Here is a 21,780-nt window from a genome sequence, read left to right on the forward strand (position 1 = left end):
CGATGCGTCTGTCATGAATGCCACTCGACAAAGCCACAGACACACGCCAAAATTGTTCCATGACAGATCAGACAACCGTTCATACATTTTATGATTTTGCGAAGGACTTCCAGCCGACCTTCGCGGCAGTCATCGCGCTGTCCGCAGCTAGCCTTGCTTATTGGGGCGTCATGGCCAAGATTTCCTATGACAAGGCGGTGGCGGAAACGGCGCGACACGCTGCGCGGATTTCTCTTTGCACTCGCCTCAAGTTGCGGACACGGCCGATAGCCGAGTATGCGAAGTTTGTGAGCGACTGGCTCGAGATGGAGCAAGCCAGGGTTTCGCTCCAAGAAGTCGAAGATCAAATGAAGATCTGGCCTGCGGCACCCAGCGAGCTTGAGGAGGCATGGCAACATCTCGATGCCATCCCGATTGCAGCAATCGATGCGCTGGACGCACTCCGGGACCAGATGAAGAGGATGGAATACGTGTCCGCCAATCCTCACGAAGAGAATGAAAAGTGGCAAAAGTTCCAGATCCGAACCATCGTTAGCGTCGCGAAACAAGTCGCCCTTCACGCCGACGCGCTGATTAAGGCCCTCGAAGAAGAGATCGCAGCCATTCGCAGAACGTAGCATCGGCGCCACTAGCTTATCGCCGACGCCTCGCGCGGGTAGGACGAGCGGGACACTAGTCATGCCTCGATACCTCGACCGCTTCACACGCCGGCGTGTTGCCGCCGCGCTGGATTTTCTCGGTCCCGCGGAACCATTCTTTCCAGTGATCCGCCCGGCCGTGGCTGTCGACGTCGTGGCACGATACGCAAACGATCTCGCAGCCCTCGCGCTCGCAGACCTTTCGCGAGTCGCCGTTCGGGGCGCGGGTCTTTTCGCTCCACTTGTGTTTCACACCGCCAGACCTCCCCACTGCTCGGCCATCGCCGCGGCGATGCCTGGAAAGAAGCGACTGCGCTCGCGCCACCGATCGGCAGACGGCGGCATACGGTGCACCCGCGCGACGCGACCATCGACAATTCGAGTCGGGCGCAGCGGCTCGAGTCCCCTAAGCCAGAGGCAGGTCCGCTTGACCTCGCCATGACCGAATTGCCAAGGCTGGACGCTCTGAGCGAACGGCTGATAGTTCCGGATCCGTTCCTTGGCATGCTTGTGCATGACCGGATTTTCGATGGCGACGCGCTCGATCGGCGCATTCCAAAAGGCCGAGAAAAGCGCGGCAGCCTCGTCGAGCGCGGCCCACATCTCAGCGTCCGGCCCTCTGGAGGATTGAACAGCCAGCGAACCCCCGAATTGCACAGACGTGTGCATGGCGGATGGGCGACCATCAACAGATCCCAATCATCACCGAGGATGTCCCGCGCGTCGCCGATAATGTGTTTGTTGCTGCCGTCCTCGGCAGGCAGCAGGTCGCAGGACCACGCGTCATGCCCCAGCGCAGCGAATGCGCGCCGGACAGTGCCGGAGAACTCGCATGCGACGAGGACGCGCATCGCACGGTTCACGCCTGCGACCTCCGCACGGCCGCCTCGAGGTCCGCCGGCGCAATCCGCCATAGCGCCACGTCATCGCGCAGCCGGTCCATTTCCTCCGGCGTCATGGGCATGTCGCAGGCCAGCACGTTCCTGACCGGGTCGATCGTAATGCGCGGCTGGCTGCGGCGCTGGCGCCAAGCAATCGCGTAGCCGATCATGAAGCCGGCGAAGGCGATGGCCGACGCCGCAGCGACGGCGACGTTGTGGCTGATCGTGATGGTCTGCGCGACCAGTGACGGCTCGGTCATTGCCGCACCTTGCGATTACGATCGAACTTCTCGCCCTCGGCAACGACCAGCGCCGCTGCGCGGATCAAGTCACGCCGATTGTCCTGTGGCTTCCACCACCCAAGCGACCACGGCCACACCATCGGCGGCTCCGGCCCAAAGTCATCATCCGCACGACGGCGCCACGTTGGCATGATCGCGTAGCATGAGCCCGCGGCAGCGAGTTCGCCGACCGGATGGGCGTCATCGTGCGCCGCCGACCAGCCCTCCTGCTCGATCTGACGGAAGCGCTCGGCGATGACCGCCTGCATAAACGGCGACATCGGCCGCCGAATGTGCAGCGCCTCAAACACGCGCCGCAGCAGGTAGGAGCGCGCGATCGAGATCACGGTCATGATCAGCGCAAACGCAAGGTTTTGCCGGAACGACACGGCGACGCCGAGCAGCGGCAGAAAGAAGGACTGCGCGGCGAGGCTGATGCCAAACCCGACTGCGATGTTGATGACGCTCTCGACGAGCGACATGATCTTGCTCTGTTTCACGGCGTTGCCCCCTGCTGTTGAACGGATGCCGGCGTCGCCAGCTGCGCCAGGAAGGCACGGCCGCGCGCGGTAATCTTGAGTGCCTTGGTCGTGGCGTGCACGAGATCGCGGCCGACCAGGTGCCGGGCCATCTCGCCGTCGATTGGCTCGCCGGCATCGACGCCGATCAGCGCGAGCTGCTCGGCGAGCTCGTCGGCATCGACCGGCAGCCGCGTCTGCAGCACGCCGTCGACCACCTCGGCCGCCGGCGCATCGTCGAGCTGGCGCGCGGCGTCGAACAGCGACGGCTGCGGCGCGCGGTACGGCTCGGTCAGATCAGGCTTTGGCGCCGCCGGCGCGGCCTCGGCCGCCTCCAGCTCGCGCAGGCGATCCCACCCCTGCCCGCGCAACGCCCATTGGCCATTGCTCTGGTAGGCATAGCCGCGCTCGACATGGAGCGGGCCGATCACGCCCTGCAGGTCGCGGCGCGGGTGGCAGAAGTCGGACAGGATTTTCAGCTGCTCGCGCTCGCTGAGGTCCTCCGCGCGGACTTGGTTCGGCGTCAACCACTCCGAGCCGGCCAGCTGGTCGATGGCGATGACGTCGCCGGCGTTGTAAGGCGCCTCGACGGCCGCAGCGGCGCTGGCCCCTACCGATGTTGCATCCGCTGCAGCCGCCGTATCGACGTCGCCTTGCGGCGACGCGACGACCTCGCCGGAGGGCGACACAACGGCGAGATTGGAATCGTGCTGCGCGATGACCTCGCGCCAGTGATTGTCGACGGCGTCGTCGCGATCGAGCACGAAGGGCTTTGTCTCGCAGCGGAACGACCAGCCGCAGCGGCAGGTCGCAACGCTGAAGGAGACACCGCCGGGATAGTCGCGGGTCATGCTGACGACGTGCTGGTCGTCAACGGCGGGATGCTCCCACAGCCGTTCTGCATCACGGGCGGCCCGCGCGGCCACGAAGGCTTCACGCAAAGCATCGGGCGACGGCTCGGCGTCGGGCGCATCAAAGCCCCATGCGGCCCAGCCAGGCCGCGCGCGGCGCGCGTTGAATTCCACCTTTGGCGTCGTCGGCCAGTGAAATTCGATGATCTCGTGCAGATTATCGGGCTTCTCGGAATGGCCGCCGACCGGCGCCGAGAAGTTGCTGCGGAAATGCGCGGTCGCCGGCGCCACCACCTTGCCGCGCACGCCGACCAGCACGACTTCATGCTCGCCGGTGAACCAGTAGCCCGGCCCCCGCGCCTCGCCGGAACGTTCCTTGTTCCAGACCAGCATGGTGACGTAGCGGAAGCCCTGCAGCTCGAGCACCTTGATGCCGATCGACAGATGCGGCGCCGTCACCCACTTGAACAGGATGCAGTCCTCGGCGAGGCAGGCGAAGCGCTCGGCGCAACGCGCGACGATCGCCTCCGGCGTCTGGGCATCGATCGCGGTCTCGTAATGCATCGACGGGCTTTTTTCGCTGCCGGTCTCTTCCGACCAGGCCGCGTGATGCCACTCGAAATCCTCGATCGCGACGCCGTAGAAGCTGCCCGGCAGTTGCTGGATCCGGCGCCCGGTCTCCGCTTCGCGCTCGGCGCGACGCTCCCGCTTGGCGGCGATCTTGTCGGCACGCAGCTCGCGCACCAGCGGCGCCAGGGCTTTCTTGGCCTCGTCGGTCAGCTTGCCGGAGGCGTCCCGCGTCAGCGCCCTGGCGATCTCGGCCTGGCGCTCGACCGGCTGCGCCGCGATCTCGGCGGCGGCGGCAACCGATAGATCTCCGGATTTGACGGCATCGACCACCTCCGGCGCCGCCCGTCTGACGACAGTGCGCGCCCGCTCGACGCCGGCGACATCGGTCGACAGCGCCGCGGCGGCGTGCTCGCGAGAAAACCCCGCAGATTGCGGCATTTTCCCCGGACGCCCCTTGCCCAGGGTGACCAGCTCGGCCGCGATGATGCGGCGCTGGTCGTCGGTCAGGTGGCGGCGGCTGAGATTCTTGGAAAGGACGTAATCGAGCGGGTTTTCGCCGTCGTAGTCCGGGTCATAGGTATCGAAGATGGACCCGTTTTCGAAGTCGGTCAGATCGGCGGCCGACAACGGCTCGCCGGCAAGGCCGCCCCAGCCATCGCCGAGCACCTCGCCGGTCGAGACCAGCCAGACCAGCGCGCGATAGCGGTTGCGGCCGTCGAGCACCAGAAACTGCTTTGCGACCTCGATCAGATCGATGCGGTAGCGCAGCCCGTGCTGACGGATATCCTCGGCGAGGTCGTAAAACTCCTGCCCCTCGATCAGCGGAAACAGGTTGGCATAGGGATGGAAGGAGAGGGTCAAAACGGCACCTCCTCGAGCTGCGCCGAGGCCAGCGCATCGGCCATGATCTGGCGCACGATGGCCTCGAGCGCCGGCGCGGTGCCGCGCGTGCGGCGGCTGATGGCGTTGTCGCGCTTGGTGGCCCAGCGCAAATTGCAGCGGCGGTTGTCGAGGGTCTGGCCGTTGATGTGGTCGACGACATGCGCAGCCAGGAACGCATCATCCCGGCCGGGGTCGGCTGCGATCATGATCTCGCGATGCATCCGCACCGTCGAACGCTGCGGCCCGACATTGCGCTTGGCGTAGTTCATCCAGCGATCGCCGCGGCCATTGCCCGCATGCCAGACGTTCCACATGTTTTCCGAGAGCCAGGCGAAGTCGACGGCATCGACCAGCGTCCAGACCGGGTCGCGCTGCGAGAGCCAGATCCGCCGGCACGGCGTGGCCGACAGGTCAGGCAGATCCGGGAGGTCGAAAGAGACCGCGCGCGCCTCGGCGATGTCGACCGGCGCATGCATCATTTGTCGGCCTGCCGCTTTGCCATGAAGCTGTCGAACAGCGGCGGGACGTACTCCTCGGCGCAGGCCTTGCCGTCCTCGGTGCGCCAGAGCCGCATCGGCGTGCCGCCGACGCTGGCGATGATCTCGCCGTTGCGCGGAATCAGCAGCTGGAATGCCTCGATCACCTGGTCGCGAGACATGCCGTCGCGCACCAGGCGCGCGACCTGAACGTGAAGCGGGCTATCCGCCTGCATCCCGAGCGCGTGCATATAGACGCCATCGATCGCCTCGGCCTCGGCGATCTCGTTCGGGTCTTTCTGCCGGCGCTTGACCATGCGCCGCATCGCCTTGATGTCGTACCCCTTGGACTTCGCCTCGGCGAACAGCACGCGCTGATCATCCTTGAGCGCAACGATGTCCTCGACGATGCGCTCAATGCGCTCGATGTAGGATTTGAGTTCCTCGCGGGCCTCGGTGCGGTTGAGCTGCTCGGTCATTGCTCAAACCCCTTGAGCCAGAGCCGCGCCGCCGAGACCGCCGCCGTGTAGTCACGGCCGCGGCATTCGGAATCCCAAACGACCAGGTGCTGCGCGACGAAATGCGGCGTGCGGCTCTTGAGATCCTCGCCCTGCGCCGCGGCGCGCGCGGCGGCGGCGGCGACCATCTCGACGGTGACGGCAAGCGTCATGGCGCCCTCACCAGCATGGTCTTGACGGCGCGCCAGCCGTTGCGGTTGTTGGTCTTGTCGTCGCTGTTGAGGCTGCGCACCAGGCGCACGGCATCGTCGATGTCAGCGAAGGCGATCGCGCCCTCGTAATAGCCGGGGATTTCGTAACCGTGCCGCGGATGCCATGCGGCCCAAACGATCTGAGTCATGACGCGCCCCCGATCAGGCCGGCGTCGAGGCGATAGGGCTTTTCCTGGTAGAAGCGCAGCGGGCCGCCCGGCAGGTTTTGCAGGGAGGCGCGATCGAGCAGGTAGCTGTCGCCGTCCTGCGTGGTGACGAGCTGCGGCACGTGGTCGTCGAGCGTCAGCACCGCGCGCCGCTCGGTCCGCTCGAAATCGTAAAGCAGCGCCTCGACGGCGCGGACCCGGCCGATCGTCATTGCCGCCTCACGAAGCGGAAGCCGAAGCCGGCATCGCGGCGATGCATGAACGGCTGCGCGCCGGCGGCGACCGCCGCCAGCAGGCTCACGATCAGCACGGCACTGAACATGACCAGAAAGCGCAGATCGTCAGGATCTGCGATGCGCGAAACGACGTCCGCCATTGCCCCCGCCCCTTTCAAAAACCCCTTGAAATGCAGTCTCCGCGTGCGTTTTCCACACGTATCCACAGGCCGCGCCGGTCGCGTTGTGTGATGTTCCACAGCGATGAAAATCAGCCGTTTCGGCGTGACCGGCGCTCGACCTCGAGTCTGGGAACCGGCATCCCTTCATGGCTCGACCCCTTCCGGCCGAGCCACGCCTTCAGGCCAAACCGCCGCAGCCGGCCAATTGGTCGAGAACCAGCCGATGACTTGGTCGTACTTGCGGGCCGTGAATGTCTTGGAGCCGAGATGATCGAAGAAGCGCCAATCGCCGGCTGCAAGCCGCCCAAGCGTTCCGAAGGCAAGAGGACGCTCGATGCGGAAGGCATCGGCGACGGCCCTCAAGTTGAGAATCAGCTCCTGCTCCATGGTTCGACGGATAGTCGGAAATTTCCGATTCGTCGAGATTTTGTCGTCGGAAACATCCCACTAGCCTTTGGACAAGGCGCGTCGGATAAATCCGCCATGGAGAAAAGCGAACTCCGACAACGGATTAGGACGCGGCTGGCCGAGCTTGACCTCAGCCCGATCGAGGCCGCGAAAGCCATTCCGGGCCTCGAGCGGAACTTCATCCGGGATTTTCTGGAAGGTAAGAAGCAGTCATTCAGTGCCAACAAGCAGCCTCTGGTGGCCGCGGCATTGCAATGGACGGTGGCTGACCTGGTCGGGCCGCCCCCTCGGCGCACCAGCCCCGGCGCGCCGAAACTTGCTATGGTCCCCCTCCTCGACCGTGTGACTGCCGGACGCCTGCGAAGCCCCGCCAGCCAGATTCCGATCGATGATGTGCCCCTCCTGGCTTTTGCCGATCTTGGCCGGGGCGAGTTCTTTGCGTTGACCGTCGACGGCGATTCAATGGACCGCTACTCGCCGGAAGGCTCGATCATTGTGGTCAACCGCGCCGAGCGCAGCCTGGTCCACGGCCGCTGCTATGTGTTTTCGATCAAGGGCGAGACGACCTACAAGATGTGGCAGGGCGGCGCCAACCCGCACCTCTCGCCCTTTTCGACCAACCCCCTCAACAAGCCGGTGTTTTTCAAGCCGCGCGACCTCGAGGTCATCGGTCGGGTGAAGCGGACGATTTTGGACCTTTAGGTCCGAAAGTCGGAGATTTCCGACTTTACTGGTTGACGGTCGGAAATTTCCGACGATATGTTTCCCGTGAAACAACTCACGGGAGACCGCCGCCGTGCCAGGCCCAACCGACCTCTCCGCCGCCGACTTCGCCCTGCAGCTCAAGCTGCACGGCTTCATGCATCTGCGCGCCGAGGGGCGCTTCGCCGACGTTCGCGCCAAAGGCTGCCCGCGCACCGAGCCTGTGATGCGCGGCAGGCGCCTCAACCGTCAGGAGACGCTCGACGCCCTGCTCAAGGATCGCAAAGGCCGCCAGGAGGCGGCGGCGGCCGCAGAGGCCGTGCAGATCGAGCGAGAGCGCGTCGCCGAGACCATTGCTCCGCGCGCGCTGCCGGCGGCCCGCGCCGGCCTCGAGGGCGCCGCGGCGATCGCGCAGCTCGCCGACGATTTCATCGTCATCAGCACCCGCAGCGAAGGCGCCGCCCTGCCCGACCTGGTGCGTATGGGCTGGCGCAAGTCGCAGATTTTCGAGCACGCCGACGCAGCCCGCACGCTGGCCTATTCCCGCCAGAACGGGGCGGCAGCGTGAGCAGCTCCAGCACCTACACCGATTACTATTTCGTTCGCCTGCTCAAACTCAGCCCCTTTGAGCGGGCGCCGCGCGGCGGCTGGCGGTTCGGCACGCGGCGGATCAGTGACGGCGTCGCCGATCGCCTGATCGCCAGCGGCCGCGCGGAGATCATCGGGCAGCAGATGCATTTCAAACGAGCGGAGGCAGCATGAGCGGCGTCAACGTCATCATGGCCGGCGCGCTGTGGCGCGATCTGGCGGCCCGCGGCGTCGACGGCATCAGCTTCGCCGATTGCGAGGCGATGATCGCCCGCATGTTCGATTGCGCCCGCAGGATCGAGGCCGGGACCAGAGACGACGAGGCGCCGCCCCGGCGTTGCGAGAGCAGTGAGGTCGACTTGGACGGCAGTTGCATGGCATGCGGCGCGATCCAGGGCGAAGCCTGCAAGAAGTCACCAAGGGCTCGCTCGTGACCGAAAAACGCTGCCTCACGAAGCAGGAAGCGGCCGAGTATTGCGGCTGCAAGACGCTAGCAGCGTTCGATCAATGGCGGGCCAAGGGCATTGTGCCCGACGCGATCCCCGGTACCAGCCGATGGGACCGGAAAGCCTTGGACCGGGCACTGGACCGAGCCTCCGGGATTGTGACAGTCTCCGATGCCGAGCTAACCCCGTACCAGCGTTGGAAGGCCGACCATGCGCGGAAGACCCAGGCTGCCTAACAGGCCCCTCAAGCTGAAGGGCGTCCATCGCGTCAAGAAGCGGCAGGCAGATGGGTCGATCAAGGTCTATCTCTATCACCGTGCCACGGGCCTCCCGCTTGACGAGAATAGGCTCGCCGAGATGTATGCCGATGCCGAGAAAAAAATGCGCACGAGGGGGGAAGGCACCTTCATGCAGCTTATTCGGCACTTCGACCAGTCCACCTATTTTGACGGCCTCAGCGAGGAGAGCCGGAAACAGTACATCTGGAAGCTGAAGCGCCTAGAGGCGCGCTGGGGCACGTGCCCTGTCGCGACCTTCAACGATGCTGACGACGCACTGGAATTCCGGAAGGATGCGTTGGCCTGGCACAACGAGCTCGGCAAGTCCTCGCCACGATCGGCCGATAACCTGGTTGCCGCGCTAGCCCGCGTACTCTCGTTCGCGCGGGAAAAGGCCGTCATCAAGTTCAACCCGCTCGACACGTTCGCGCGGCTCTACAAGAGCCACAGATCGGACCTGACCTGGCCGGAGGAATTGCAGCAACAATTCATCGCAAACGCGCGCACAGCCATGGCGACGGCGATGATCATGGTCCGGAATACAGCCATGCGCGCCAGCGACGTCCGCAAGTTTCCCTGGACGCGCTACGACGGAAGCCGGGTGCAGATCCGTTCGACCAAGACCGGCAAACTGCTCTGGATCCCCGTCACGCGCGAGCTGAAGGCGCATCTCGATGCGCTCAAGGAAACGAAGGTCGGCGCGCTGGTGATGCTGACGCCGACCGGAAAGGCCTACACCAAACGCTATTTCAACGAGCACTGGCGCGAGGACTGCGACAAGGTCGATGCGATCAACGCTGAGGCCACTGGCGCCGACGCCGAGTACGTCAAAACTGCCGATCTCAATTTCCACGACAACCGCGGCACGGCCGCGACGCTACTCGCTGAGGCCGGCGCCACCGCGCCGGAGATCGCTGAGGCGCTGTGCTGGAGCGTCGACAAGGCGCAGAAGGTGATTGATCTCTACCTCGCGCGGCGCGGGGTGCTAGCGGCGAATGCGATCAGAAAACTCGAGCTATACAGAGAAAATCAAGCCGCCAGCTATCCGAAAAAGTAAGATGATCGCCTCCCCCAAGGCCGCTCGCTTAACAATTTCACAGCGCATGGCGCGCATCCGCAAGGTCGACACTAAGCCGGAGATGCTTGTGCGTCGCATGCTCCATGGACTTGGCTATCGCTATCGTCTTCATCGCCGCGATCTCCCCGGCAATCCCGACATTGTCTTTGCTTCACGCCGCAGAGTGATCTTCGTCCACGGATGCTTCTGGCATCAGCATAACTGCCGACTGGGCGCGAAGCAGCCGCGAACACGGCCGGAATATTGGCTTCCGAAACTTCAGCGGAACAAGGACCGAGATACGCGCAATCTCAAAGCACTCCGCGCCTTGAAATGGAAAACGCTCATCATCTGGGAATGCGAGCTGTCCAACGCGGCGATGCTGGAGCGTCGGCTCCGCAAATTTCTTAACTAGTCCTTCTGGAACCGCTTCGCCCAGGTTTCAACAGCCTCCTCCGAGGCTTCCATCGCTATTAGGCGCTCGTACATAATCTGCGGAAATTGCCGCGCCCCCTCAAGCGTCGGTGTCGACGACCACAGAAGCACTTGGCGGATCAGGGTGGTCCAATCTTGAAAGAGTGTCAGCGCCACTCCCTTCTGAGCAGCCCAGGCTTGCGCCTCATTGAAGCGAATGTCTGGCTGCCCACCAGCTACCGCTACCATGATCGCATCGCTCACGCCTTTTTCGGCTGCTCTTGTCGCGAGAATAAGAAGATCGTCATGCTTCACAACCTTGTCTCTGACCTCGAGCACGCGCTCGATTCCTGACATGTCTACGCGTGTGACGACTACGTCTCCTGGCACTGTCCGAGACGGATCATTTATCCGCTTTGTACTCGTGCGATCTGCTCCGACCATCAGATCCATAAGCGCGGCAACAACCGCTTGAGCGCGGAATCCGCCTTCAGAATTCTCCGCAACGTAGTGCTGGACCGCCTCGCAAAGCTGATCGATTGCCACATCGAGCGTCGCATCGACCATCGCGGAGTATTGTTTCCCGTGCTGTCGACGAACGAAGATGAATGCACGCAGAGCCGCTCTCGCTTGCGTTTCGTCCTTGACGGCTTGAAGGCGATCCAGAATGTCGCAGACCTTGTTGAGCGCCGCGACAGCCCCTCCCTTAACGGGCCAATCGCGACTGATCCTCACTTTTCCAACGTAAGGGACATTGTTGAGCGGCTCGGGTCCCGTCGCGCCCCAGTTCACGCCAATTTCACGCGCCATCGGCGCAAGCACTTCTTTCGCGAGCGATCGTGCCGAATATCCAAACTCGCCTGAACTCGCCTTTAGAGAAAATACATCGACCTTCTGATCGACGCACTTGGCCAGCGTGGCTGTGGCAACGGCCGCAACGTGCGTTCGATAGCGTTTGGCAAGCTCCGAGAGCGCCTCAGCCTCCGCCTGCCATGTTCGGTCGATGTAACCGGACGATGCTCGCGCCGCCTCTTCGAGCAGCAGTTCCTTCGCTCTTTTCTTGTCGATAACCATCCTACTTTGCCCGCCGCCCTCTCCCGTCCGGTATTATCTCGAGCAGCTCGCCAGGCCCGCACTGAAGAGCGGCACAGAGGCGCTCGATAGTTGCGAGGCTGGCGTTGTACCGTTTACGAGAGGCAATCGATTCGACGGTGGCGCGAGAAAGTCCGGTTCGCTCAGCAAGGACAGCGTACGTCAAGCTGTCGCCGGTCCGCACCTTATGTGCTGCCATCATCTCTCGCAGCTTGATGATGATCACTTAGCGCCCGCTTGTATTGACAATACAAGCCCTCTGTTCTACGAACGTTCTCAGGCCCGATTCGGCAATAGGTAGAATAACCGCTGTGAGCAAGAACATCCGAAAAGTCATTAGCTTGTTCACTGGCGCCGGAGGCCTCGATTATGGCTTTGAAGCGGCGGGCTTCGAGACGCGGGTAGCGGTCGAATTCGATGCTACTTGCTGCCGAACCCTCCGTATGAATCGCGCCTGGTCGGTCATCGAGGGTAATATCCACGACGTTTCCTCCCGAGACATTCTCAAGGCTGGAAAGCTTCGCGTTGGTGAAGCCCACGTGCTGATCGGCGGTCCGCCTTGTCAGCCATTCTCGAAATCCGGATATTGGGCAAACGGCGATGCGCTTCGCCTAGAGGACCCTCGCGCGGACACCCTTACTGCCTATTTGCGCGTGCTGCGGGATACCAAACCGAAAGCGTTTCTTCTCGAGAACGTCTACGGTCTTGCTTACTCTGGCAAAAGTGAGGGGCTGAACCGCATTCTTAGGGGCATCGAGAAAATCAATCGCGAAGCCGGGACAAAGTACAGGCCAGCATGGCGTGTCATCAATGCCGCGAGCTATGGCGTCCCCCAGTTTCGCGAGCGCGTCTTTATCGTTGCAAGCCGTGAAGGGAAGGAGTTCAAGTTTCCCGAACCTACGCATGTTGCAACTGACGATCTCCAGGCCAACGTCGGCCTTGAGCCATACCGGACAGCTTGGGACGCATTGGGCGATCTTTCGCAAAAGCCGAACGATCAATCCCTCGCCATGACTGGCAAGTGGGCGGATCTGTTACCGACCATCCCGGAGGGAGAGAACTATCTCTTTCATACAAGCCGTGGCGCAGGAATGCCGCTTTTCGGGTGGCGCACTCGATATTGGAGTTTCCTATTAAAGCTCGCGAAGGACAGGCCATCTTGGACTATTCAGGCGCAGCCAGGCCCCGCAATAGGTCCATTCCATTGGACTAACCGGCGCCTATCGACCGAAGAGCTTTGTCGTCTGCAGACGTTCCCGGATGGTCTTCGGTTCGATTGCGGTCGTACGCATATTCAACGGATGCTCGGCAACGCCGTCCCTTCCTTGGCTGCCGAAGTTCTTGCTCGCGAGATCGACTGTCAGCTCCTAGGTGGAGATGCCCGCGATGATGATCCGGTCCTCCTGCCACCCCGGCGGTTACCTGTCCCAGCATCCGAGCCAATCGCTCGCGTGCCCGCCAAGTACCGCACACTCGTCGGCGACCATCCGGCCCACCCAGGGACCGGCAAAGGCAATCGCGCCAAAACAAGAGCGTTGGCGGTTGCGTAACCAAGAGAAGGGCTGCGGCCCTTATAGATTCCGGAACGAGCGACGAACGGAAATTGTAAACCGCCTGTAAACGGGCGGACCGGTGTAAACCGGCCAGCCCGAAACGGCGTTGACAATGTTTGATAATTTGGTCGGAGCGAGAGGATTTGAACCTCCGACCCCTAGTCTCCCAGACTAGTGCGCTAACCGGGCTGCGCCACGCTCCGAACGTCGTTCCATTAGCTAGGATCGCTGCGTTGCGCAAGGCGAGGCACACCATTTTGGTCTCGGCCCCGCCGGTATCGGCCCTGCGCCCGCGGAACTGCCCGCAAAGCCGAGGGTCCGCCCCTAGCCGTCCTTCAGCGCCAAATGCAGCATTTCCCGGCAGGCGACGAGGTCGGCGAGCGCCCGTGCCAGCCGCTCCCGGTCCAGCGCGCTGGGGCCGGCGGGCGTGGCGGGGGTGCCGCCCTTGCGGAAGGTGGTGAGGATTTCCTCGTCGTCGGTCTCTGAGAAGCGGAAGTCGATGCCTTCCTCCTCCTCCCCCTGGTAGTCGTCATCGTCGCTGTCGAGGGCGCCGCGGACGCCGGTCTCCTCCTCGGGCTCCATCAGGCTCGCCCCGATGGCGTCCTCGATCGCCCCGAACGAGACCGCGGCCGAGCTGTCGGCCAGGCCCTGCACCGATTTGATGCCGTGTTCTTTCAGGATCCGCTGCACGCCGCGGATGGTGTAGCCCTCGCCGTAAAGCAGCCGGCGGATGCCCTTGAGCAGGTCGACGTCGTCGGGGCGGTAGTAGCGGCGGCCGCCGCTGCGCTTCATCGGCTTGATCTGGGAGAATCGGGTCTCCCAGAACCGCAGCACGTGCTGCGGAATGTCGAGTTCCTGCGCTACTTCGCTGATGGTGCGGAACGCATCCGGCGCCTTGTCCAAATGCCTGATCCTTTTGGAGCGCGGTTACGCCTCCGGTTGAACCTTGCTGCCGTCGCCATTGGTGCGGTGCTGGGCGTTGATCCGCTGCTTCAGGATCGCCGACGGCTTGAACACCATCACCCGGCGCGGCGAGATCGGCACTTCGGTGCCGGTCTTCGGATTGCGACCGATGCGCTGACCCTTCTTGCGGACCATGAAGGAGCCGAACGAGGACAGTTTCACCGTCTCGCCCCGCTCGAGGCAATCGGTGATCTCCTTCAGCACGAGTTCCACGAACGCAGACGATTCCGTGCGCGACAAGCCCACCTTCTGGTAGACGGCCTCGCAGAGATCAACACGCGTTACGGTTTTACTTGTATCGGTCATCGCCCTGCCCCACATCACGGCGAACAATTGTTGTCTGAAATTATGAGGTTACGATACGACGGTCAACAGCGCTCATCAATGCAGAAGCATCGATAATCCGCGCTGATTCGGGCAAAATTTTATCGAGTGTGGCTTACCAGCGCACCAGCGCGGAGCCCCAGGTGAAACCGCCGCCCATCGCTTCCAGCAGAACCAGGTCGCCGCGCTTGATGCGGCCGTCCTTGCGCGCCACCGCCAGCGCCAGCGGGATCGACGCGGCCGAGGTGTTGCCGTGACGGTCGACGGTCAGCACCACCTTCTGCGGTGCGATATGAAGCTTGTGCGCGGAGGCGTCGATGATTCGCTTGTTGGCCTGGTGCGGCACGAACCAGTCGATGTCGTCGGCATTGAGCCCGGTCGCCTCGAAGGCATCGACGATCACATCGGTGATCATGCCGACCGCATGCTTGAAGACCTCGCGGCCCTCCATGCGCAGATGACCGACGGTCTGGGTCGAGGACGGCCCGCCGTCGACGAACAGCTTTGCCTTGTGCCGGCCGTCCGAGCGCAGATGCGTGGTCACCACGCCGCGATCGGTCGCCGCCTGGCCCGGCTGCTCCTGCGCCTCCAGCACGACCGCGCCGGCACCGTCGCCGAACAGCACGCAGGTGCCGCGGTCGTTCCAGTCGAGGATGCGCGAGAAGGTCTCGGCGCCGATCACCAGGGCGCGCTTGTAGGTGCCGGTGCGCAGGAAATTGTCGGCGGTGGCTAGCGCGAACACGAAGCCCGAGCAGACCGCCTGGAGATCGAACGCCGCGCCGTGATTGATGCCGAGCCCGTGCTGCACGGCAACCGCGCTCGCCGGAAACGTGTTGTCCGGCGTCGAGGTCGCCAGCACGATCAGCTCGATCGACTGCGCATCGACGCCGGCATCAGTGAGCGCGGCCTGCGCCGCCTTGATCGCCAGATGCGAGGTGAACTCGCCCTCGGCCGCGACGTGGCGCTCGCGGATGCCGGTGCGCTGCACGATCCACTCGTCGGACGTGTCGATGCGTGCCGCCAATTGGGCATTGGTCACCACCTGCTCCGGCAGGTAGGCCCCGCAGCCCAGCACGACCGAACGAATCTTGGTCACGAAACATCCTCCGGCGCGGTTGGCACGGAACTGAGCGCCCCCCCGTCGCGGTTAAGCATCTGATTGATCTTGTTCAGGAGATCGAATTTGACCATCTCATAGCCAACATCGATTGCATAGGCAAAGCCTTCGGCGTTGATTCCGCCGTGGCTCTTGACCACGACCCCATTCAATCCAAGGAACACGCCGCCATTGGACTTGTTGGGGTCCATCTTGTCGCGCAGGGTCTGGAAGGCTCTGCGCGCGAAGAGATAGCCGAGCTTGGACATCCAGCTCCGCTGCATCTCCTCGCGGAGCAATGCCGCGATGTGGCGTGCGGTTCCCTCGGCGGCCTTGAGCGCGATATTGCCGCTGAAGCCCTCGGCGACGATCACGTCGGCCAGCCCCTTGCCAATGCCGTCGCCCTCGACGAAGCCGATATAGTCGAGCTGCGGCAGGTTCATCGCGCGCAGCATTTCCCCGGCCTCGCGGATCTCCTCGTGGCCCTTGATCTCCTCGACCCCGATATTGAGCAGGCCGACGGTCGGACGCGGCTTGTTGAACAGCACGCTCGCCATGGCCGCGCCCATCACCGCGAGCGCCACCAGATGTCGCGCATCGCCGCCGATGGTGGCGCCGAGGTCGAGCACGACGGACTCGCCGCGCATGGTCGGCCACACCGCGGTGATTGCCGGACGGTCTATGCCCGGCAGCGTGCGGAGGTGGAAGCGCGACATCGCCATCAGTGCGCCGGTATTGCCGGCGGAGACCGCGACATCCGCCTCGCCCTTCTTCACCGCGTCGATGGCAAGCCACATCGAGGAGGTTCTGCGGCCGCGCCGCAGCGCCTGGCTCGGCTTGTCCTCCATGCTGACGGCGACGTCGGTATGAAGGATCCTGGAAGCCGCCTTCAACGCGAGGTGCTTGTCGAGCTCGGGCTCGATCCTGGCGCGGTCCCCGACCAGCAGGAACTCGGTCTCGCGATGCCTGCCGAGCGAGATGGCGGCGCCCGGAATAACCACGGCGGCGCCGACGTCGCCCCCCATGGCGTCAAGCGCAATGCGAACCTTGCTTGGCATCAAAATCCCGGAAACCTGGTCTGGCGCGGTCGTCAACGAGCGGGGCCGCGAAATGGGTTCGCCATGGACATGGCGACCGGCCGGGCGCAACGCCGCACCCGGGCCGGGGCGCGACAATAGCGTTTTGTCATCCCGAAACAACCTCTTGCCCCCAGTCTTTTGCATTCAGGACGACCCGGCCCGAGACGCCGGAATTGGTGTGAAACGTATAAAAATCAAAGAGATAAGATGTCCTCTCAAACCATCCAGGCAACCACCTCGCACCCAATCGCGGAATCGACCCCGCCGGGAAGAGCCGCCTATGTGTCTTTCTTCTTATCCTGGAGCGCCTTGAGCACCGCGAACGGATGATCCCCGGGATCGGTGGCGGTGACCTCGGTCTCGAACACGACACCGGGCTTGCGCGGATAAGGATCGATCGCCAGGAACAGCGCATCGGTGGCGAGGCGGCCGAGGTCGATGATGCCGCCAACGATCGCCTCGGGCGGATCGACGACCTCCGGCGGCTCCGCGTCGTCCTGCCCTTCCTCGATCAGGTCGGTCAGCCGCCGCGCCTCGGCCTCGGGCGCGAAGATCAGGTCGATCTCCTCCTCGATCTCGTTCTCGATCGGATCGAGCGTCACCACGCAGGTCTGGCCGATCCGGGCGCGGACGTGACCCGTGACATGGATGCGCCCGCCGCTTTTCAGCGTGACATCGAGGGCGGCCCGGGCGGACAGGACTTCGCGCAGGCCCGCGAGCCCGGCCATCGCCTGCCGCTCGGCGGCGGAAGCCTCCAGCTCGCGGTGCAGGCCGGTGTCCGGGATGTGCGCGACGATGACGGGAACGCGCCAGGGATCTGATTCGGCAGTCGGTCGGTTCATGGCGTGACGTCCTCGGGAGGTGCCGGTGGAAACGCGAAACTGGCGTCCAGAAGCGCCGCCTCGCCGGTCCCGGCCAGATCGGCCGCCGTTGCCCGGGCGTAAGCCGCGAGCCGCCGCGCCTGATCCATTCCGGCACCATTCAAGATATTCTTGCAGATGGCCGATGCCAGCGCCTCGCCGCCACCTTCCATCGCCTCGTCATAGGCCTTCGCCCGGCCATAAAAGGCCTCGCCGAAGGCCCGCATCCGCTTCGGCACGGTCTGGTCGCCGACGCCCATCTCGCGCAGATTGTCGTCCATGTCCTCGCAAAAGCGGTCGAACAACGCCTGCGACAGCTCCGCGCCGCCCTGGACGGTGCGCAGGCGCCGCAGCAACAGCCACAAATGCAGCAGCAACAGGTCGAAACGCCCGTTAACCGTATCGGGCACGCCCAAGTCGCGGTAAAATATGGGTTCTCGCGCCTGCGTCACGATCATGCCATAGATGGTCTCAATGGTGCCGCGCGGGGCTAGGCGGGGTTTCCTGAAGTGATTGAACGGCCAAAGCATTGTGGTTTCCGCAAGCGGGCGCGCGTGTGTTGCATTCAGAGCCCTCGCCCGGTACTTCAGCGCCTCGCGCGACGCAAGGGGACGGAATCAGTTCCGCAATGACGATATCGAACCAGACCAGCCTGCGCGCAGACAAGCGGCACGGCCTTCACGCGCGCTGGCGCGCCTTGCGCTTGCTTGCGGCCGCGGCCCTGGTCGGCGCGACGCTCGCGGGCTGCGGCGGTGAGCAATTCCAGAAGGGCTACATCCTGCCGCCCGGCGCGCTCGAGCAGATTCCGATCGGCGCGAGCCAGGACCAGGTGCTGATCGTGATGGGCACGCCCTCCACGGTCGCGACCCTCGACGGTGAGGTGTTCTATTACATCTCGCAGCGCTCGGAGCGCATGGTCGCCTTCATGAATCAGAAATTGGTCGATCAGCGCGTGATCGCGGTCTATTTCGACAAGAACCGGCGCGTGCGCCGGCTTGCCAATTACGGCCTCCAGGACGGCAAGATCTTCGACTTCATCAGCCGCACCACGCCGACCTCGGGCCAGGAGATGAGCTACCTCACCCCGCTGTTCAAGCTGCTGAGCTTTAACTAAGGCTTCAGCCTGCGGCGTCGTGCCGCCTCCCGCGCGGCACTTGCCGTCGCGTGCGACTTGCCGTTGCACGCCGCCTTCCCTACGCTCCCTGCAAAGCAAGAAACAGGGAGTGGATTCGTGCTCAGAACTTTGTTGTCCCGCCGTCGCGTGCTCACCGGTGCCGCCGGCCTTTCGGCGGCAGCCATCCTGCCGCGCACGAGCCTTGCCGACTGGAAACCCACCGAAAACGTGCGCATCGTCGTGCCGGCCGCGGCCGGCGGCTCGACCGACGTGATGGGCCGGCTGCTGGCCGCCCATCTGCAAACCGCCTGGGGCCAGTCGGCCGTCGTGGAGAACCGCTCCGGCGGCGGCGGCACGATCGGCACGGCGGAAGTGGTCCGCGCCAAGCCTGACGGCCACACCATCCTGATCGGTAATCCCGGGCCGAACGCGATCGCCTACAGCATCTTCAAGAACCTCACCTACAAGCCGGACCAGCTGCAGCCCGTCTCCAACATGATCCGGATCCCGAACATCGTCTCGGCGCATCCGAAGACCGGCATCAAATCGGTCGCCGAGCTGATCGCCTTCCTCAAGGCCAATCCGGACAAGCTCAGCTACGCCTCCTCCGGCGTCGGCCAGAGCCCTCACCTCACCGGCGCGTGGTTCCTGCAGCTCACCGGGCTGAAGATGACGCACATTCCGTTCCGCGGCGCCGGGCCCGCGCTCCAGGCCGCGCTCGCCGGCGACATCCAGATCCTGTTCGACAATCTCTATCCGAGCCTGCCGCAGGTCCAGAACGGCACGCTCACCGGGCTCTGCGTCACCACGGCCGAGCGCAGCGACCTCGCGCCGAATCTGCCGACCATGCGCGAGAGCGCGCCGGAGCTTGCCAATTTCGACGTGTCGTCCTGGTTCTCCGTGTTCCTGCCGAAAGGCGTGCCCGCTCCGGTCCTCGAAGCCCTCAATCTTCAAGTCAAGGCGATGCTCGAACGCGACGACATCAAGAAGAACATCGCCGCCATGGGGGCCCGCGCCGACTACGGCACGCCGCAGCAGTTTTCCGACTTCCTGGACGCCGAGACGAAGAAGTTCGCCGGCATCATCCAGAAGGAAGGTCTGCAGATGGACGTGCAGTGACGCGCAGCGTCATTCCGGGGCGGCTCGAAAGAGCCGAACCCGGAATCTCGAGCTTCCGGGTCTGGTCCTTCGGACCATCCCGGAATGACGACACCAAACAAAAACCCCGCGGCTCTCGCCGCGGGGTTTTGTCTTGCCTCATCGGCGCTGCTCAGTGCGCCAAAATCGCCAGCAGCAAGAGCGCCACGATGTTGGTGATCTTGATCATCGGGTTCACCGCGGGACCGGCCGTGTCCTTGTAGGGATCGCCGACGGTGTCGCCGGTCACGGCCGACTTGTGGGCGTCAGAGCCCTTGCCGCCGTAATGGCCGTCCTCGATGTACTTCTTGGCGTTGTCCCAGGCGCCCCCGCCCGAGGTCATGGAGATCGCGACGAACAGGCCCGTCACGATCACGCCGAGCAGCATCGCGCCCACCGCCGAGAACGCCGCCGACTTGCCGGCCGCGCCACCGCCTGCGATCACGTAGATCAGAAAGTAGACGACGATCGGCGACAGCACCGGCAGCAGCGACGGGATGATCATCTCCTTGATGGCCGCCTTGGTCAGCAGGTCGACCGCCTTGCCGTAATCCGGCTTGTCGGTGCCCTGCATGATGCCCGGCTTCTCGCGGAACTGCCGGCGCACCTCCTCGACGATGGCGCTGGCCGCACGTCCCACCGCGGTCATGCCCATCGCACCGAACAGGTAGGGCAGCAGGCCGCCGAACAACAGGCCCACCACCACGTAGGGGTTGTTGAGCGAGAAGTCCGGATTGACGCCGGCGAAATAGGTGTGATGCGCGGAGTCCGCGATGAAGAACTTGAGGTCCTGATTATAGGCCGCGAACAGCACCAGCGCACCGAGACCGGCGGAGCCGATCGCGTAGCCCTTGGTGACCGCCTTGGTGGTGTTGCCGACCGCGTCGAGCGCATCGGTCGACTTGCGCACCTCCTTGGGCAGGCCCGCCATCTCGGCGATGCCGCCGGCGTTGTCCGTCACCGGACCGAAGGCGTCGAGTGCGACGATCATGCCGGCCAGCGCCAGCATGGTGGCCGTCGCGATCGCGATGCCGAACAGGCCGGCAAGGCTGTAGGTGACCAGGATGCCGGCGATGATGACGATCGCGGGCAGCGCGGTCGCCTCCATCGAGATCGCAAGACCCTGGATCACGTTGGTGCCGTGACCGGTCACCGACGCCGCCGCGATCGACTTCACCGGGCGATAGTCGGTGCCGGTGTAGTATTCGGTGATCCAGATGATCAGCGCGGTGACGACAAGGCCGACGATTCCGCATTCGAACAGCGACATGCCGGTGTACTCGACACCGTCGAGCTTGCCGAAGCCGATCAGGGTGTAGATCACGCCGGCGATGCCGATCAGCGACAGGACGCCCGTTGCAATCAGGCCCTTGTAGAGCGCGCCCATGATCGACTGGCTCGGCCCGAGCTTGACGAAGAAGGTGCCGATGATCGAGGTGATGATGCAGATGCCGCCGATGGCGAGCGGCAGCGTCATCATGCTCATGAGGATCGGCGTCTTGGCGAAGAAGATCGCGGCGAGCACCATGGTGGCGACCGCGGTCACCGCATAGGTCTCGAACAGGTCGGCGGCCATGCCGGCGCAGTCGCCGACATTGTCGCCGACATTGTCGGCGATGGTGGCCGGGTTGCGCGGATCGTCTTCGGGAATGCCGGCCTCGACCTTGCCGACGAGGTCGCCGCCGACGTCCGCACCCTTGGTGAAGATGCCGCCACCGAGACGGGCGAAGATCGAGATCAGCGAAGCGCCGAAACCGAGCGCCACCATGGCGTCGACGACGACACGGCTGTCAGGCGCAAGCTTCAGCGAATAGACCAGGAAGCCGAAATAGAGGGTCACACCTAACAGCGCGAGACCCGCCACCAGCATGCCGGTGATAGCGCCCGCCTTGAAGGCGAGCTCGAGGCCGCCTGCGAGCGACGTCGTCGCGGCCTGGGCGGTGCGCACATTGGCGCGGACCGAGACGTTCATGCCGATGAAGCCGGCCGCCCCCGACAGGATGGCGCCGATGGCAAAACCGATCGCGACGTAGAATCCGAGGAAATAGACAAGCAGCACGAAGATGACGATGCCGACCAGACCGATCGTGGTGTACTGACGCCGCAGGTAGGCCTGTGCGCCTTCCCGCACCGCTCCCGCAATCTCCTGCATGCGCGGCGACCCCGCATCCGCACTCAACACCGAAGACGTCGCCCAAATCGCGTAGACGACGGAAAGCACTCCGCAGAGCACTATCAACCATAATGCTGTCATGTGATTTTTTGCCTCAGATCCTTGATGTACGTACCCCCGGCGCCT

General features: G+C 64.0%; 29 protein-coding genes, 1 tRNA gene and 1 pseudogene. 11 read left to right on the forward strand and 20 right to left on the reverse strand.

The genetic code is table 11. The features are described 5' to 3' along the window. Positions 1–59: 59 nt before the first annotated feature. Positions 60–617 (forward strand): hypothetical protein, encoded by a 558-nt coding sequence (locus ACXJMY_RS25805; protein ID WP_456622162.1) that lies wholly within the window; start codon positions 60–62, stop codon positions 615–617. Between the two features lie 270 nt (positions 618–887). Here ACXJMY_RS25805 and ACXJMY_RS25810 read toward each other — a convergent pair. The 10 genes and pseudogenes from ACXJMY_RS25810 to ACXJMY_RS25855 all read right to left on the reverse strand — a co-directional run bounded on the left by ACXJMY_RS25810 (position 888) and on the right by ACXJMY_RS25855 (position 6,349). Further along, a pseudogene (locus ACXJMY_RS25810) lies at positions 888–1,489 on the reverse strand (hypothetical protein). A gap of 8 nt (positions 1,490–1,497) precedes the next feature. Then, a complete protein-coding gene (locus tag ACXJMY_RS25815) occupies positions 1,498–1,779 on the reverse strand; it encodes a hypothetical protein (protein ID WP_456622163.1) in 282 nt (93 codons plus the stop codon). After that, the gene (locus tag ACXJMY_RS25820) at positions 1,776–2,300 is read right to left on the reverse strand and encodes a DUF7220 family protein (protein WP_456622164.1); all 525 of its coding nucleotides are present in this window, start codon (positions 2,298–2,300) and stop codon (positions 1,776–1,778) included. Before ACXJMY_RS25820 ends, ACXJMY_RS25815 begins: the two co-directional genes overlap by 4 nt. Beyond that, positions 2,297–4,600: an MT-A70 family methyltransferase gene (locus tag ACXJMY_RS25825; RefSeq protein WP_456622165.1), complete on the reverse strand. Its 2,304-nt coding sequence runs from the start codon at positions 4,598–4,600 to the stop codon at positions 2,297–2,299. The genes ACXJMY_RS25820 and ACXJMY_RS25825 overlap by 4 nt, the downstream gene beginning before the upstream one ends. Continuing rightward, on the reverse strand, positions 4,597–5,100 hold the full coding sequence (locus tag ACXJMY_RS25830; protein WP_456622166.1) for an HNH endonuclease: 504 nt from the start codon (positions 5,098–5,100) through the stop codon (positions 4,597–4,599). The genes ACXJMY_RS25825 and ACXJMY_RS25830 overlap by 4 nt, the downstream gene beginning before the upstream one ends. Further along, a complete protein-coding gene (locus tag ACXJMY_RS25835; protein WP_456622167.1) occupies positions 5,097–5,576 on the reverse strand; it encodes a DUF2312 domain-containing protein in 480 nt (159 codons plus the stop codon). The genes ACXJMY_RS25830 and ACXJMY_RS25835 overlap by 4 nt, the downstream gene beginning before the upstream one ends. Further along, a complete protein-coding gene (locus tag ACXJMY_RS25840) occupies positions 5,573–5,767 on the reverse strand; it encodes a hypothetical protein (protein ID WP_456622168.1) in 195 nt (64 codons plus the stop codon). Before ACXJMY_RS25840 ends, ACXJMY_RS25835 begins: the two co-directional genes overlap by 4 nt. After that, complete coding sequence (locus tag ACXJMY_RS25845) at positions 5,764–5,955, reverse strand: hypothetical protein (RefSeq protein WP_456622169.1); 192 nt, start codon at positions 5,953–5,955, stop codon at positions 5,764–5,766. The genes ACXJMY_RS25840 and ACXJMY_RS25845 overlap by 4 nt, the downstream gene beginning before the upstream one ends. Continuing rightward, positions 5,952–6,185 carry a hypothetical protein gene (locus ACXJMY_RS25850; protein ID WP_456622170.1) on the reverse strand — a complete coding sequence of 78 codons (234 nt, stop codon included), beginning with the start codon at positions 6,183–6,185 and terminating at the stop codon, positions 5,952–5,954. The genes ACXJMY_RS25845 and ACXJMY_RS25850 overlap by 4 nt, the downstream gene beginning before the upstream one ends. Then, entirely contained in the window at positions 6,182–6,349 is a 168-nt protein-coding gene (locus ACXJMY_RS25855) for a hypothetical protein (protein WP_456622171.1), read from the reverse strand. The genes ACXJMY_RS25850 and ACXJMY_RS25855 overlap by 4 nt, the downstream gene beginning before the upstream one ends. A 288-nt stretch (positions 6,350–6,637) precedes the next feature. Between ACXJMY_RS25855 and ACXJMY_RS25860 the strand changes: the two genes are divergently transcribed. The 7 genes from ACXJMY_RS25860 to ACXJMY_RS25890 all read left to right on the forward strand — a co-directional run bounded on the left by ACXJMY_RS25860 (position 6,638) and on the right by ACXJMY_RS25890 (position 10,264). Further along, positions 6,638–7,480 (forward strand): S24 family peptidase, encoded by an 843-nt coding sequence (locus tag ACXJMY_RS25860; protein ID WP_456622172.1) that lies wholly within the window; start codon positions 6,638–6,640, stop codon positions 7,478–7,480. A gap of 94 nt (positions 7,481–7,574) precedes the next feature. After that, positions 7,575–8,048, forward strand: coding sequence for a phospholipase (locus tag ACXJMY_RS25865; protein WP_456622173.1), 474 nt, complete (start codon positions 7,575–7,577; stop codon positions 8,046–8,048). After that, the gene (locus ACXJMY_RS25870) at positions 8,045–8,242 is read left to right on the forward strand and encodes a hypothetical protein (RefSeq protein ID WP_456622174.1); all 198 of its coding nucleotides are present in this window, start codon (positions 8,045–8,047) and stop codon (positions 8,240–8,242) included. The genes ACXJMY_RS25865 and ACXJMY_RS25870 overlap by 4 nt, the downstream gene beginning before the upstream one ends. Beyond that, positions 8,239–8,502, forward strand: coding sequence for a hypothetical protein (locus tag ACXJMY_RS25875; protein ID WP_456622175.1), 264 nt, complete (start codon positions 8,239–8,241; stop codon positions 8,500–8,502). Before ACXJMY_RS25870 ends, ACXJMY_RS25875 begins: the two co-directional genes overlap by 4 nt. Next, on the forward strand, positions 8,499–8,750 hold the full coding sequence (locus ACXJMY_RS25880; protein ID WP_456622176.1) for a hypothetical protein: 252 nt from the start codon (positions 8,499–8,501) through the stop codon (positions 8,748–8,750). The genes ACXJMY_RS25875 and ACXJMY_RS25880 overlap by 4 nt, the downstream gene beginning before the upstream one ends. A 121-nt stretch (positions 8,751–8,871) precedes the next feature. After that, on the forward strand, positions 8,872–9,849 hold the full coding sequence (locus ACXJMY_RS25885; protein ID WP_456622177.1) for a tyrosine-type recombinase/integrase: 978 nt from the start codon (positions 8,872–8,874) through the stop codon (positions 9,847–9,849). A 1-nt stretch (position 9,850) separates the two neighbouring features. Then, positions 9,851–10,264, forward strand: coding sequence for a very short patch repair endonuclease (locus ACXJMY_RS25890; protein WP_456622178.1), 414 nt, complete (start codon positions 9,851–9,853; stop codon positions 10,262–10,264). Here the strand turns inward: ACXJMY_RS25890 and ACXJMY_RS25895 are convergent. After that, positions 10,261–11,337 (reverse strand): restriction endonuclease, SacI family, encoded by a 1,077-nt coding sequence (locus ACXJMY_RS25895; protein ID WP_456622179.1) that lies wholly within the window; start codon positions 11,335–11,337, stop codon positions 10,261–10,263. The genes ACXJMY_RS25890 and ACXJMY_RS25895 overlap by 4 nt on opposite strands. A gap of 1 nt (position 11,338) precedes the next feature. Continuing rightward, the gene (locus ACXJMY_RS25900) at positions 11,339–11,557 is read right to left on the reverse strand and encodes a helix-turn-helix domain-containing protein (protein WP_456622218.1); all 219 of its coding nucleotides are present in this window, start codon (positions 11,555–11,557) and stop codon (positions 11,339–11,341) included. A 109-nt stretch (positions 11,558–11,666) separates the two neighbouring features. On the opposite strand from ACXJMY_RS25900, the gene ACXJMY_RS25905 reads away from it, so the two are divergent. Then, entirely contained in the window at positions 11,667–12,905 is a 1,239-nt protein-coding gene (locus tag ACXJMY_RS25905) for a DNA cytosine methyltransferase (RefSeq protein WP_456622180.1), read from the forward strand. 128 nt (positions 12,906–13,033) lie between these two features. Here the strand turns inward: ACXJMY_RS25905 and ACXJMY_RS25910 are convergent. From ACXJMY_RS25910 to ACXJMY_RS25940, 7 genes are all read right to left on the reverse strand, one after another. Continuing rightward, positions 13,034–13,111, reverse strand: a tRNA-Pro gene (locus ACXJMY_RS25910). Positions 13,112–13,232: 121 nt separating this feature from the next. Then, complete coding sequence (locus tag ACXJMY_RS25915) at positions 13,233–13,811, reverse strand: MerR family transcriptional regulator (RefSeq protein ID WP_456622181.1); 579 nt, start codon at positions 13,809–13,811, stop codon at positions 13,233–13,235. A 24-nt stretch (positions 13,812–13,835) separates the two neighbouring features. Then, on the reverse strand, positions 13,836–14,177 hold the full coding sequence (locus ACXJMY_RS25920) for an integration host factor subunit alpha (RefSeq protein WP_247983728.1): 342 nt from the start codon (positions 14,175–14,177) through the stop codon (positions 13,836–13,838). A 133-nt stretch (positions 14,178–14,310) separates the two neighbouring features. Further along, on the reverse strand, positions 14,311–15,291 hold the full coding sequence (locus ACXJMY_RS25925; protein ID WP_456622182.1) for a beta-ketoacyl-ACP synthase III: 981 nt from the start codon (positions 15,289–15,291) through the stop codon (positions 14,311–14,313). Continuing rightward, positions 15,288–16,349 (reverse strand): phosphate acyltransferase PlsX, encoded by a 1,062-nt coding sequence (plsX, locus tag ACXJMY_RS25930; protein WP_456622183.1) that lies wholly within the window; start codon positions 16,347–16,349, stop codon positions 15,288–15,290. Before plsX ends, ACXJMY_RS25925 begins: the two co-directional genes overlap by 4 nt. Before the next feature lie 299 nt (positions 16,350–16,648). Further along, on the reverse strand, positions 16,649–17,212 hold the full coding sequence (locus ACXJMY_RS25935) for a YceD family protein (RefSeq protein WP_456622184.1): 564 nt from the start codon (positions 17,210–17,212) through the stop codon (positions 16,649–16,651). Further along, positions 17,209–17,760: a ubiquinol-cytochrome C chaperone family protein gene (locus tag ACXJMY_RS25940; protein WP_456622185.1), complete on the reverse strand. Its 552-nt coding sequence runs from the start codon at positions 17,758–17,760 to the stop codon at positions 17,209–17,211. The genes ACXJMY_RS25935 and ACXJMY_RS25940 overlap by 4 nt, the downstream gene beginning before the upstream one ends. Positions 17,761–17,858: 98 nt before the next feature. On the opposite strand from ACXJMY_RS25940, the gene ACXJMY_RS25945 reads away from it, so the two are divergent. Next, positions 17,859–18,344 (forward strand): outer membrane protein assembly factor BamE, encoded by a 486-nt coding sequence (locus tag ACXJMY_RS25945; RefSeq protein ID WP_456622186.1) that lies wholly within the window; start codon positions 17,859–17,861, stop codon positions 18,342–18,344. A 117-nt stretch (positions 18,345–18,461) separates the two neighbouring features. After that, positions 18,462–19,463, forward strand: a complete 1,002-nt coding sequence (locus ACXJMY_RS25950) for a Bug family tripartite tricarboxylate transporter substrate binding protein (protein ID WP_456622187.1) — start codon at positions 18,462–18,464, stop codon at positions 19,461–19,463. 151 nt (positions 19,464–19,614) lie between these two features. On the opposite strand, the gene ACXJMY_RS25955 is transcribed toward ACXJMY_RS25950, so the two are convergent. Beyond that, positions 19,615–21,735 (reverse strand): sodium-translocating pyrophosphatase, encoded by a 2,121-nt coding sequence (locus ACXJMY_RS25955; RefSeq protein ID WP_456622188.1) that lies wholly within the window; start codon positions 21,733–21,735, stop codon positions 19,615–19,617. Positions 21,736–21,780: the final 45 nt, after the last annotated feature.

The organism is Bradyrhizobium sp. P5_C12, from assembly GCF_054049735.1.

Coding starts and splice junctions, on each gene's coding strand:
- ACXJMY_RS25805 (WP_456622162.1), top strand. CDS start 60: ATGACAGATCAGACAACCGTTCATACATTTTATGATTTTGCGAAGGAC.
- ACXJMY_RS25815 (WP_456622163.1), bottom strand. CDS start 1,779: ATGACCGAGCCGTCACTGGTCGCGCAGACCATCACGATCAGCCACAAC.
- ACXJMY_RS25830 (WP_456622166.1), bottom strand. CDS start 5,100: ATGATGCATGCGCCGGTCGACATCGCCGAGGCGCGCGCGGTCTCTTTC.
- ACXJMY_RS25835 (WP_456622167.1), bottom strand. CDS start 5,576: ATGACCGAGCAGCTCAACCGCACCGAGGCCCGCGAGGAACTCAAATCC.
- ACXJMY_RS25840 (WP_456622168.1), bottom strand. CDS start 5,767: ATGACGCTTGCCGTCACCGTCGAGATGGTCGCCGCCGCCGCCGCGCGC.
- ACXJMY_RS25845 (WP_456622169.1), bottom strand. CDS start 5,955: ATGACTCAGATCGTTTGGGCCGCATGGCATCCGCGGCACGGTTACGAA.
- ACXJMY_RS25850 (WP_456622170.1), bottom strand. CDS start 6,185: ATGACGATCGGCCGGGTCCGCGCCGTCGAGGCGCTGCTTTACGATTTC.
- ACXJMY_RS25855 (WP_456622171.1), bottom strand. CDS start 6,349: ATGGCGGACGTCGTTTCGCGCATCGCAGATCCTGACGATCTGCGCTTT.
- ACXJMY_RS25860 (WP_456622172.1), top strand. CDS start 6,638: ATGATCGAAGAAGCGCCAATCGCCGGCTGCAAGCCGCCCAAGCGTTCC.
- ACXJMY_RS25875 (WP_456622175.1), top strand. CDS start 8,239: ATGAGCGGCGTCAACGTCATCATGGCCGGCGCGCTGTGGCGCGATCTG.
- ACXJMY_RS25885 (WP_456622177.1), top strand. CDS start 8,872: ATGTATGCCGATGCCGAGAAAAAAATGCGCACGAGGGGGGAAGGCACC.
- ACXJMY_RS25890 (WP_456622178.1), top strand. CDS start 9,851: ATGATCGCCTCCCCCAAGGCCGCTCGCTTAACAATTTCACAGCGCATG.
- ACXJMY_RS25895 (WP_456622179.1), bottom strand. CDS start 11,337: ATGGTTATCGACAAGAAAAGAGCGAAGGAACTGCTGCTCGAAGAGGCG.
- ACXJMY_RS25900 (WP_456622218.1), bottom strand. CDS start 11,557: ATGATGGCAGCACATAAGGTGCGGACCGGCGACAGCTTGACGTACGCT.
- ACXJMY_RS25920 (WP_247983728.1), bottom strand. CDS start 14,177: ATGACCGATACAAGTAAAACCGTAACGCGTGTTGATCTCTGCGAGGCC.
- plsX (WP_456622183.1), bottom strand. CDS start 16,349: ATGCCAAGCAAGGTTCGCATTGCGCTTGACGCCATGGGGGGCGACGTC.
- ACXJMY_RS25935 (WP_456622184.1), bottom strand. CDS start 17,212: ATGAACCGACCGACTGCCGAATCAGATCCCTGGCGCGTTCCCGTCATC.
- ACXJMY_RS25940 (WP_456622185.1), bottom strand. CDS start 17,760: ATGCTTTGGCCGTTCAATCACTTCAGGAAACCCCGCCTAGCCCCGCGC.
- ACXJMY_RS25945 (WP_456622186.1), top strand. CDS start 17,859: ATGACGATATCGAACCAGACCAGCCTGCGCGCAGACAAGCGGCACGGC.
- ACXJMY_RS25955 (WP_456622188.1), bottom strand. CDS start 21,735: ATGACAGCATTATGGTTGATAGTGCTCTGCGGAGTGCTTTCCGTCGTC.